This is a genomic window from Psychrobacter sanguinis (assembly GCF_020736705.1).
Lineage (GTDB): Bacteria > Pseudomonadota > Gammaproteobacteria > Pseudomonadales > Moraxellaceae > Psychrobacter > Psychrobacter sanguinis.
In genome coordinates this window covers 1515669-1527905 of sequence record NZ_CP085990.1, presented here as the reverse complement: position 1 = coordinate 1527905, position 12237 = coordinate 1515669, and the positions used below count along the sequence as shown (strand labels likewise).

Sequence of the window (12237 nt, the reverse complement as noted above, 5' to 3'; positions counted from 1 at the left end):
AATTAAACGACTATCAGGGTTGATAGCTGTAAACAATTAACGACTATAGATGATACAACTTACTATATAATATATTTTTGTATAGTAAGTATTAAACCGCTAAAATATTAAGATTTACCCTCATCGCCAAAAGCACCTGGAAAGTCTTTTAAATCTACTGTGTCAGGCATTTCAGGCATAATACCCTTCATCAACAAAGCATCTAAATGCTCAATTTGCTGTTTCTTATCAAATTCATTGACCTCAGCGATGAGCATTTTTTCAATATATTTATCCAACTGATAACAGCTAAGACGTGCACAAAGCACCGCCAATTGATAGATACGGCGTTTGCAATAAACATCTACGCTGTGTAGGAGTCTAACCAGTTTGGGAGTCTCAAGGGATGCATATTTATAGTTAGCGACTGCACTTTCAGGTAGAGGAGTCACCCCATAGGCTATGGATAAGTGGGCCAGATAATAGCAACAAAATAAATAACCCAAGACATGACCAATAAAGTAGGCACGGTCATAGGTATAACTCATGACCCCAAAGTGACCCAGCACATAGCTGTTTAGACTGGCTTGATCGGCGACCGAATCCGTATCTCTTAAACGTCCGACTGTGGGTAGCTTTAAATGGTTTTTATTGACTGAAGTAAGCTGCCAACCTACTGGTTGCTGCGCTGGCATATGGTGCACAATATCAGCAATCAGGTCATCAACAACATGCAGTTGCTGCCACATCATTTCATTTTTATCTAAATCAATGATACCGCGCTGATCAAGTGCCCGAGCCATTTGATAATGTTGATACTCGACAAACTGAGGTTTTAAAGTCTGTACCATGTAGGTAGGACGTAATATAGGCTTTACCGTGTAAAAAATTTCAGTCCGTCTTAGTTGGTTCTGATATAGGGCCACACGCTGTTCAGCCACTTTTTCCATCTCTTTAGCTTGGACTGAGTTATTAATCTCTAATGGCTCAGGCTGATATAAGCGGACAAGTTCTGCCTTATTATTTGGCATAGCCATAGGTATATCAGCTATTTCCACACTGTTAGATTGTTCAGGTTGGGCTTGTTCCACGGCTATTGTCTCAGAATTGGTGTCACTCTTAGGAACAATATGCGCCGTAATCGTTACTGAATGGTTTGCCATAATAATATCTCGAACCTCTTAAAGATGACTTTATCATAGCATTATTGCTAAATCCGAGCACCTAAGTTTCATAAGCAGTTTGGTAGCACAGACCTTACAGTTAGGGACAATCAAAACCTAAATGAGCTACTAAAAAGAAAAAATAGACAAAAACGCAAAAAAACCAATAAAGACAGAGTCTAAATTAGCAATAAAAACAAGATAATTGGTGATATGAAACTTTAGGTAGAAAAACCAGTTAAAAAGAAATAATAATAATGAGATACAACAAGAAGGGAATAAAAAATGGGGCGACTGATGGGACTCGAACCCACGACAACCGAGATCACAACCCGGGGCTCTACCAACTGAGCTACAGCCGCCATAATCAACATAGAATATATTGAAATTGCAGTGTATTACCTAAAGACTAGGTATTACATGTCAGGCGAAAGTGGTGCGCCTGGCAGGATTCGAACCTGCGACCACCTGCTTAGAAGGCAGATGCTCTATCCAACTGAGCTACAGGCGCTCATAGTGCTAACTAACATCGTTGTTATTCGAACCACACTGTTATTAAAACATATATAGCGTAATAAGCAACAAATGTCTTATTTAAAGCATAAAAAAAAGCCTGTAAGGCTCTAATAAAAAGTGGTCGGAGTGATAGGATTCGAACCTACGACCCTCTGGTCCCAAACCAGATGCGCTACCAAACTGCGCCACACTCCGATATTTTACTTTTTTTACTTTACGACTTTGAAAACGTTTTGATTAAGCTAATCGAGTGCGTCATCGCTATCGAGGTGCATATAATAGGATTAAACTTCAATCTTGTCAACACTTTTTTTATCTTTTTTTAAAAAATTTCAAAAAAGTACAGACTCTATTATAAAACACTTAAATCAGTAGTAACCCTCGGTAAGGATTAAAGGGTATAGCACTCATTTGTGCAGTACCTCCCTGATTTGACTGCCTATTCTCGTTGAAATCAGCCAGAACGTCAAGCCTTTCTGTAAATTTTTTTGTCATGGGATAAATTAACCACGCATTTTTACATTGCAGATGCTGCTGATACACATACAACTGTTGCCAGTCTGCCCCACTTACTTGGGCAATACCTTCAATCGTCTTATATTTAATATCAATGACATGACTAATCTTCCCCTCTGCAGTTACGATACAGGCATCCGGTATCAGCTTTTGTATTACTCTATGTTGAGTTGTATCTTTTATACTGACGCTACTCTTCTCTCCAGTCTGTTTCGAGGAAGTTGCTAAAGGATTAGATGACGGTAGTTTTTGATGCAGCCAATCGAACTTTGGCTGAATAACCAGCCGACTTGATACTAAATTATCGCTGACCCAATTGTATAGTTTGCCCAATACCCACCGCTCGAAAGCATGATTCATATTAATCATCAAAGCGGGCATGGGCAGACCTTCTACCTTCCAATTCTCTCTCACCTGATCGTGCGGTGCGCTATTTATGTTACTGTGCGTTAATAGCCACCAAGACCACTCAATAGCATCCGTTATGGTCTGCGCTTGCATAGTAGTGAATTGCGACATCCAAGCAGATTTATCATTTTGGATTTTGTGATAAGTGACTGCCCATTGGGATGGCGGCAGCGTTTGAATGCCTCGTAAACTCTCTGGCGTTTGCCGATTGGTAGGTATAGGCGAGTTTTGAGACAGCTGTTGCCAGCATTGCCAAGCAGTAGACAAAAACTGAGCCAATAATTCATCCGAGGCAAATACCGAATGCTCAGTGTATAAATAATGTGGTCGATGCCAGTTGTTCTTTAATTGTGCGCTTAGATTGATTTTACCTTGCGCTTTGGGTCTATTATTGACTTGGGTTTGATAGCGATTGGGTAAAATGCCAGCTGCTTGCTGCAGGACTTCACTAATTCTGACTAGCAAACCTTGGTACCACGGCGCATCAAGTGATGACTTTGGCTGTTGATTTTTTTGATTCAACTGAGGTTGCGATTCTGGAAAAGACAGAGCAAGCGCCGAGAAATGACTCCAGTCATTATCTATTTCTGAATCACTGAAAGACTCAATAGCTGCTAAATTTATGGCAGGGATGGCTTTGCCCAACTTATCATGAGCAATATCTTGTAGCATAGCAGCCACCCACTCTCGAGCTCGGACAATGTCCTTATGAAAACTATCTGTCTGATTAGAGGCTACCCTAATGTCTGACTGAGCAGAGGTAATTTTTGGCAATATCTCCAAGCTCAGCCCACTTGGCAGAATTATCTTTGACAAATAATGTCCCACCAATAAACTTAACTGACCTCGTCTAACTTCAATACTAAAACAAGGTAGCTCATGTTTGATTAGATACTCAAAGTCTGCAGCATGGGCAAAATCTGCTTGAGTCAGCCGTTGATGCTCTAAACAGCTCATCCTAGAGGAGCTACCCGCCCTATTTAACGGCTGTACTATTGCCTTAGAATACAAAGGTTATAACTCCTGTGTAGACAAATAGCTGGCATAAAGTAACTGGTAAGGCTTAGCCGTAAAGTATACGCTCGTTGAATCAATAGCACTTTCAGTAGCCACGCTGACAAAATCAGAACTTAATCCTAGAATTGCTGAAGTAGTCGACTGACTGGCGCTGTTTATACCACTTATCCCACTTATTCCACTTACGCCTAAGTAAGAGTCTTGTTGAGACTTAGTGTCTAGATTGGACTGCAACAAACTAAGCCGTTCAGAATTAGCGGATAACCCTTCGTTATCGCCCCCTCCGTACAACACTTGTGCCAATAATGTTCCAATCTGGCTAGGGGCTGCACCATGTTTTATATACTCAATAATTTGAGGAATAATTTGACGATAGAGACGCTTGGCCAGCTGAGCAATATCATTAATATCCATGAAATAGGCATGACCCAGCTGCGCTTCTGCACCAAATAAAGTCAACATACGCTGATTCAAAGCTTGCATTAGTGCCGCTAAATTGACACTGTTTCCTGACTCATCTTTAACCGCTGTCAGCACTGAGCTGTCCGGATAACAAGTGATAAAATCAAAGCGTCTTCTAAAGGCAGTATCTAAGGTCACCAACGAGCGATCTTGAGTGTTCATGGTGGCGTAGATATCAACGTTACTAGGCACTATAAAGGGACGCCCAGAGTAGGCCAAACGCACACTCATGGGGGTAGACCCACCTGCCCGTTTACTGGCTTCTATGACACTAATCAGCTCACCAAATACTTGAGAAGTATTGGCACGATTGATCTCATCAATGAGCATGGCATAACGGTGATTGGGATCATTACTGGCTTTAGTACACAGCTCTAAAAAAGCTCCTTGCTGTATCTCGTATTGCATTTGACCAGTCTGTGGATTAATACGGGGCCGGATACCTTCTACAAATTCATCATAGCCGTAAGACTGATGAAAGCTTACTAAGCAGCTGCGGCTAACCACAAATTTTTGGGTATAGTACTCTCTACCCTGCCCTTCATACAACGCTAGTAACTCTGATAAGCGGTCTCTTAATATGTCTTTTACATCGTCCAATAAAAACCATTGACTGGTTTGTGTTTTATCAAAATAATAATTAGCCGAGCGCTGAGTACTATTAACGGTCACTGACTCTGGATGGGCATGTTTGTTCAACTGCACCCATAAGGTCTGGTTAATATTTTCATTGCGCTTATTGACTGCGGCCTTATCGGCGACCAACGGATGACGCATCATCTCCGGCACCGTCATCAATCTATCTTCTAGTAGCAACACCGCACACACGATTTCACACCAGCCATAATGACTGACTTGCTGTACTCGCCAACTGTCCCATGAAGTATCTACAGATTCATCATAACGCTTCTGAATCTCAAGCAGTCGGTGCGTCTTACCGGTTCCTGCAACACCGGTAAAAATTACGTTGGTCGGTTGGTCAGGCATTGGTATCTGTTGGTTATTCAAAATATCTCTTCACTGTTTATATCAAAATCTTAAGGACGTTATTTACTTTCAATCAGCAACTATTTTTTATGACCGCTGTATCATCTCTTATTGGGATATGGTTTTGCTATACTATTTTCATTCTTATCCAATTTTACTATCTCATTGTAACCCTAAAAGTTAACTCTAACCATGAAAGGACGCGTTATGAGCCAGTTATCAAACTTTATACAGCAAGTGTCATCTACTAAAAAAGCCACGGCTGAGAAAGCAGCCACTATAGCCGCTCAACTAAACCTGCCTTTTAAGGCAACCCAGTCGAAAAATAATACTGCTGATCAGGGCGCCTCTGCCAGCATTCAATCTAAAGAAATTAGCAATCCTTTTACCAAAATCCTAAAGGCGGTGCAATTACTGCCTAAATCGACTCAATCTTTTGTGCTGACCAAAGCTTTTAGCAAGCTTGTACCTTATGTCGGCACTACAGGCATTGTTTACGAAGAGGTGACCCCAAACAAATTAGTGGTTAGCTTAGAGAATAAAAAAGGGGTCCAAAACCACATCGGTTCGGTACATGCTGTGGCAGTAACGCTATTAGCAGAGACGGCGACGGGCTTTGTTTTGGCAATGAACCTACCGTCAGATAGAATCTTACTGGTTAAGTCTTATGAAGTGAACTTCTATCGTCCGGTTAAAAAAGGACAGATGGCGGCAATAGCGACTCTAAATGATGAACAGCGTCAGTATATTCTAGACACCCCAAAAGGTGAGATGGTCATTCCTTGCGTCATCGAGGACCGTAACTCTGATAGTGACCGTGCTCCCATTATGGTAGAAATGACTTGGGCTTGGATTCCAAAATCTGAGCTTAAACAGCGCCGTGAGGGTAAAACGAAATAAAACCATCTTCCACAGCTTAATCAAAGCCAAACAAACTCAATAAAAAAGGCACTGCTGATAGTCAGCAGTGCCTTTTTTATTGCCAACAATTCTAATTTAGACCTTTGGATACTAGCGTCTAATTCGGCTAGTATTCCACCATGCCGCCACGCATCTCATCCACTAATGTCATAAACTCTGTACGCCACTCACGAATGGTTTGTTCATCCGGTAACCATTGGTTAGACAACGTTACCACATTGACGATCAAATCTTGACTAGAGGTTTCTAAGCCCTTAGTGTCAGGTGCTGGTGCATACTGACAACGCTGATAGGCTTTGGCCACATTGGCCAATACACCAGACTCTAGCGAGATTTTAATACGTTGCAATTCTGGTGATATTAAAGTCTTTTTCTCTAAAGCGGTTTCGATATACGAAACTGTCGGCTGACTGGTGTCTAAGTTATAAAAATGCGCCAACTCTTGTAAAAAAGCCCAAAGCGCGCTCTGCAGATGAAAAATAGCGGTCTCGCAGTAAGCTTGGTATAACTGCTTATCGGCGGTATCTCCTGCTTGCTTACAAGCAATTCTACAAAAATAAAACTTCTGATTGGTACGATCTGCTTGATAACGAGCCACTCTGCCTTTGTCTGCCATTTTCGCCTCTAACTAGCCACTAATATAAGCGTTAAATGTACCATAAAAATATCGTTTATATTACCTTCATCACCATAGATATTACAAAAAAACCGCCTACAATATAAGCGGTTGTCAGGGTCTCTAAGACGCCATTATCAGGCAGGTAATACCGTTAAAAGCATAATAAAACCAAGCCTAATATTAAAAATTTATAGCCTTAATAATCAATAAAACACTATTGGACAGGATAAGCATGATTTTTATAAATTTCCAAAGTGCCGTTTTCTTTGTCTACAAAAATCCGCTCTACTCCGAAGCCTTTACGCCCCATATTTGGATTCTTATGATAAATATCGATGGTTTTAGCGGCTTTAAAATCAGCAGAATATTTCGACACATTCTTATTGGCCAACATCGGTTTTAAGTTACCCCCATCAATCTTATAGCTAATAACCGCTTGATTGGGTATAAAAGCTTGTTTCTTACTGATACTGCCTCCTTCAGGCATTTTTATATAGCCATCCGTCAGTACCAACCTTTCCAGATCAAAGCTATATTTGTCCACTTTAAAATTGGTTTTAGATTTAGGATTGGTATACCAACGGTAGTTATATAAATCGACACCTCGATTCAACTGCTTATAAAGATGATCGATAATACCTTGATAATTGTCAGCCTTCATTTTTAAGACATTGCCATCGTAGTTGGCACTAAAATCAGGGCAAGTAATCGCAAAGCTAGGATCTGCAGATTTGTTTAAGTCGCCCATACTCACCGTCTTAAACCTATTGGTTGCTGTATCTTTAATCTTCCAGTTGGCATTGATATCCAAGCCATCTTTCATAGACATCAGCATAATATTTAAGCTATCACAGTCTGGGGTCTTATCTTCAGCATAGGCACTCATAGACCCTGCTGTTAATAAAGCAGATATTAATAGGATGGATTTTTTCATGATGGCCTCAAAGACTTAAACACGATAACTAAAGAAAAATAACCAAAGAAATAACTAAAAATTTAATTTGTGATTATTAATTTATTATTCAATATAGACTGAAGTTTACTATTCTTACAATACAGGCAAGTTAAACAAATAGTAACTTTAGTTAAAACTCTAAAAATAATTCTTTCTAAAGCCCCTTTTTCTAAGGGAATCCTTTTCTATATTTAATCCCTTCTATAGTTATAAAGCCTTATCGATACTGAATCAAGTTCATTTTCCAACTGTGAACTATGATTATTATTAAAGATAGGCAAAATTGTATTTGAATCCTTACTTAAAGGTTGTTAACTGACTGATATATCATCTTTTATTTAAATAAAAAAAATCCGACCCTAAGGCCGGATTTTTTTAATTATTTTTTCGATTAAACAAAATCAAACAGGCAAAGCTTATTGACCTGGCTTATCTTGGCTTAGCTCTTGAGCAAATGCTTCGTCGAAGCTTCTGAAATCTTGAGCGGTGGTATTTGCTTCTAAGTCAAAAGCAGCATCTAATGCGCTTTCTACGTCATAAGCAGCCTTACCTTCTTTGGCTTTCTTACGAGCTGCATGGTAAGCAAGACCTGTACCTGCTGGGATCAAGCGACCGACAACAACGTTTTCTTTCAAGCCACGTAACTCATCCACTTTACCAGTCACTGCAGCAGCAGTTAACACGCGCGTAGTTTCCTGGAACGAAGCGGCTGAGATGAAGCTTTCAGTTGCCAAGCTGGCTTTGGTAATACCCAACAATTGACGCTCAAACTGTACTGGGAATTTATCTTCAGCAAGCAGTTTTTCGTTCATTGCTTTCACATCAGCGTATTCAACCTGATCGCCCTTGAAGTAGTTTGAATCACCGGCATCGGTAATCTCTACTTTACGTAGCATCTGACGGATAATCACTTCAATGTGCTTATCGTTGATCTTAACACCCTGCAAGCGGTATACATCCTGTACTTCATCTACAATATAGTTAGCAAGTGCAGTTTCGCCTTGTAAGCGTAAGATATCATGCGGATTTAATGGACCATCTGCAATAACCTCACCACGAGCAACGGTTTCGTTTTCGAATACGTTGATTTGACGCCATTTTGGAATCAACTCTTCATGCACTTCGCCATCTTCGTTAGTAATGATAAAGCGGTTCTTACCTTTGGTTGACGAACCGAAGCTTACCACACCAGACATCTCTGCCATAATGGCGTGATCTTTCGGACGACGTGCTTCAAATAAGTCAGCAACGCGTGGCAGACCACCGGTAATATCTTTAGTACCAGAAGTGGCTTGTGGCACACGACCTAGTACTGAACCTGCGGTTACTTCTTCACCATCAGACACACGGATAATGGTTTCAGCAGGTAGGAAGTAAACCACTTCTTTACCAGCTGTAGTGTCTAGAATAATCGCTGGACGTAAGTCTTTTGAGTTGGTTGGACGATCTTTTGAACCAAGAATCTCAAACGAGCTCATACCCGTCGCTTCATCGATCTTAACCGTGGCAGTAGAGCCATCGATAATATCGCTGAAACGTGCTTTACCAGCGAATTCTGTGATGATTGGGTGAGTGTGTGGATCCCATTTGGCAATAGCCTGTCCACTTTCAACTTCATCACCGTCTTTCACTAGAACACTTGAACCATAAGGTACTTTATAGCGCTCACGCTCACGGCCTACATCATCAGCAATACCGATTTCAGCAGAACGAGATACGATAACTAAGTGACCATCAACGTGCTCAACCGTCTTCATGTTATGGAAACGGATGAAACCAGTGTTACGTGCTGAAATACTGTTATCTACAGAAGTCGAGCTCGCTGCACCACCTACGTGGAACGTACGCATGGTTAACTGAGTACCTGGCTCACCAATTGACTGAGCAGCCATAACACCTACTGACTCACCGATGTTCACTTTATGACCACGGGCTAAGTCACGACCATAACACTGGGCACAAACACCATGTGGTACATCACAAGTAATTACTGAACGTACCCATACTTCATCGATACCATTGTCATCGATAACTTGTACGCCATGTTCGTCAATTAAGGTACCTGCTGGCAACAACACTTCATCTTCACGGCTAATAACATCAGTAGCTACTACGCGACCAAGTACACGGTCACCTAACTTCTCGATGATCTCGCCACCTTGGATGTGTGGTGTCATGCGAACACCTTTTTCAGTACCACAATCATCTTCTGTGATAACCAAATCTTGCGCAACGTCTACCAGACGACGGGTTAAGTAACCTGAGTTCGCAGTTTTCAATGCTGTATCAGCGAGACCTTTACGTGCACCGTGAGTCGAGATGAAGTACTGAAGTACCGATAGACCTTCACGGAAGTTCGCTTTAATTGGGGTCTCGATGATTGAACCATCTGGTTTAGCCATCAGACCACGCATACCGGCCAACTGACGAATCTGTGCCGCACTACCACGAGCACCAGAATCTGACATGATGAAGATAGAGTTGAAAGATTTCTGCTCTTCTTCTTCGCCTTGTGCATTGATTACTTTGTCAGTAGACAAGTTGTCCATCATCGCTTTTGCGACTTTATCATTGGTACGTGACCAAATATCAACAACTTTGTTATAACGCTCACCCGCGGTTACGAAACCTTGTTCGAACTGCTGTTCGATTTCGCGTACTTCTGCGTCTGCCGCTTCAATAAGCTCTTTCTTCTTAGGTGGAATAACCATGTCTTCGATACCGATAGACACCCCTGAAAGCGTGGCTTGAGCAAAACCTAAATACATCAATTGGTCAGCGAAGATAACACTTTCTTTCACACCACGAGTACGGTAGCAAGAGTTCATTAGTTTTGAGATGTTTTTCTTAGTCATCTCAACGTTACACTCTTCGAATCGCATACCTTTAGGCATAACATTCCAGATAAGTAAGCGGCCTGCCACAGTCTCTTTTAAGGTGGTTTGCTTGGTTGAGTTACCTTCTTCATCAAAGATGGTCTCAGTAACACGAACTTTAATTTTGGCGTTTACGTGTAAATCGTTTGAACCAATTGCGCGCAATGCTTCGTTAACGGTCGCGAAGATCATGCCTTCGCCTTTGGCGTTAATAGCTGAACGGCTAATATAGTACAGACCCAATACAACGTCTTGTGAAGGAACAATAATCGGATCACCGTTGGCAGGTGATAAGATGTTGTTGGTCGACATCATCAAGGTACGTGCTTCTAACTGCGCTTCTAGGGTTAATGGCACGTGTACTGCCATTTGGTCACCGTCGAAGTCAGCGTTAAATGCGGTACAAACTAGTGGGTGAAGCTGAATGGCTTTACCTTCAATTAGTACTGGCTCAAACGCTTGTAGACCCAATCTGTGTAACGTTGGTGCACGGTTTAATAATACTGGATGCTCACGGATAACCATGGCCAGCATATCCCATACTTGTGGTTCTTCACGTTCTACCATCTTTTTAGCTTGCTTGATGGTAGTCGCCATACCATGTGATAACAGTTTCGAGTAAGTAAATGGCTTGAATAATTCAAGTGCCATTTTCTTAGGTAGACCACACTGATGTAGACGTAATGTAGGACCTACAACGATTACCGAACGACCTGAATAGTCAACACGCTTACCTAGTAAGTTCTGACGGAAACGACCTTGCTTACCTTTAATCATGTCAGCAAGCGATTTTAATGGACGCTTGTTACTACCAGTAATTGCACGACCACGACGACCGTTATCTAATAACGCATCTACTGACTCTTGCAACATACGTTTTTCGTTACGTACGATAATGTCTGGTGCGTTAAGTTCTAAAAGACGCTTTAAACGGTTGTTACGGTTAATAACACGGCGATATAAATCGTTTAGATCTGATGTCGCAAAGCGGCCGCCTTCTAGCGGTACTAGAGGACGTAAATCTGGTGGTAATACAGGTAAAATGCTCATTACCATCCACTCAGGCTTATTATTAGAGTCACGGAAAGCTTCTAATAACTTAAGACGCTTAGACATCTTTTTAAGCTTAGTTTCAGAACCAGTGTTAGGAATCGCTTCACGTAAGTCATCAATCTCTACGTCAATATCGATGTCTTTTAACAGGTCTTGAATCGCTTCAGCACCCATCTTAGCGATGAACTCATCACCGAATTCTTCTAAAGCTTTGTAATAATCTTCATCATCTAATAGCTGATACTTCTCTAAAGAAGTCATACCTGGATCAGTTACCACGTAGCTTTCAAAATACAATACGCGCTCGATATCACGTAGCGTCATATCAAGTAATAAACCGATGCGGCTTGGTAATGATTTTAAGAACCAAATATGAGCAACAGGACTTGCTAAATCGATGTGGCCCATACGGTCACGACGAACTTTAGCAGTGGTCACTTCTACGCCACATTTTTCGCAAATTACGCCTTGGAATTTACGGCGCTTGTATTTACCACAAAGACACTCAAAATCTTTTACTGGACCAAAGATTTTGGCACAAAATAGACCATCACGCTCAGGCTTAAAGGTACGGTAATTAATAGTTTCTGGTTTTTTTACTTCACCATGTGACCATGACTTAATAGTCTCAGGAGCAGCCAATGAAATCTGAATGCTATCAAATTCACGTTTGCCGTTGTCGGCAGGGCTTTTCATAATATCGAGTAAATCTTTCAAGTTGCTTCTCCGTTATATGTGTTCACGGGGTTTAGGCCATTGTTTATA

7 protein-coding genes and 3 tRNA genes are annotated in these 12237 nt (G+C 41.2%); 1 reads left to right on the top strand and 9 read right to left on the bottom strand.

Annotated features, from left to right (window positions below; all coding sequences use genetic code 11):
• Positions 1 to 107: 107 nt before the first annotated feature.
• From LK453_RS06475 to LK453_RS06450, 6 genes are all read right to left on the bottom strand, one after another.
• Positions 108 to 1142: a hypothetical protein gene (locus tag LK453_RS06475; RefSeq protein ID WP_201534540.1), complete on the bottom strand. Its 1035-nt coding sequence runs from the start codon at positions 1140 to 1142 to the stop codon at positions 108 to 110.
• A gap of 286 nt (positions 1143 to 1428) precedes the next feature.
• A tRNA-His gene (locus LK453_RS06470) sits at positions 1429 to 1504 on the bottom strand.
• Between the two features lie 72 nt (positions 1505 to 1576).
• Positions 1577 to 1653, bottom strand: a tRNA-Arg gene (locus LK453_RS06465).
• A 123-nt stretch (positions 1654 to 1776) separates the two neighbouring features.
• Positions 1777 to 1853, bottom strand: a tRNA-Pro gene (locus LK453_RS06460).
• 168 nt (positions 1854 to 2021) lie between these two features.
• On the bottom strand, positions 2022 to 3593 hold the full coding sequence (locus LK453_RS06455) for an McrC family protein (RefSeq protein WP_227954070.1): 1572 nt from the start codon (positions 3591 to 3593) through the stop codon (positions 2022 to 2024).
• Between the two features lie 3 nt (positions 3594 to 3596).
• On the bottom strand, positions 3597 to 5069 hold the full coding sequence (locus LK453_RS06450; RefSeq protein WP_201534534.1) for an McrB family protein: 1473 nt from the start codon (positions 5067 to 5069) through the stop codon (positions 3597 to 3599).
• A 186-nt stretch (positions 5070 to 5255) separates the two neighbouring features.
• On the opposite strand from LK453_RS06450, the gene LK453_RS06445 reads away from it, so the two are divergent.
• Positions 5256 to 5948 (top strand): DUF4442 domain-containing protein, encoded by a 693-nt coding sequence (locus LK453_RS06445; RefSeq protein ID WP_227674382.1) that lies wholly within the window; start codon positions 5256 to 5258, stop codon positions 5946 to 5948.
• Between the two features lie 127 nt (positions 5949 to 6075).
• Here LK453_RS06445 and LK453_RS06440 read toward each other — a convergent pair whose 3' ends face one another.
• The 3 genes from LK453_RS06440 to rpoC form a co-directional block, all read right to left on the bottom strand.
• Entirely contained in the window at positions 6076 to 6585 is a 510-nt protein-coding gene (locus tag LK453_RS06440; RefSeq protein WP_201534528.1) for a DUF6586 family protein, read from the bottom strand.
• Positions 6586 to 6802: 217 nt separating this feature from the next.
• Positions 6803 to 7522 carry a hypothetical protein gene (locus LK453_RS06435; RefSeq protein WP_201534525.1) on the bottom strand — a complete coding sequence of 240 codons (720 nt, stop codon included), beginning with the start codon at positions 7520 to 7522 and terminating at the stop codon, positions 6803 to 6805.
• Positions 7523 to 7959: 437 nt separating this feature from the next.
• On the bottom strand, positions 7960 to 12189 hold the full coding sequence (rpoC, locus tag LK453_RS06430) for a DNA-directed RNA polymerase subunit beta' (RefSeq protein ID WP_007395726.1): 4230 nt from the start codon (positions 12187 to 12189) through the stop codon (positions 7960 to 7962).
• Positions 12190 to 12237 lie beyond the last annotated feature (48 nt).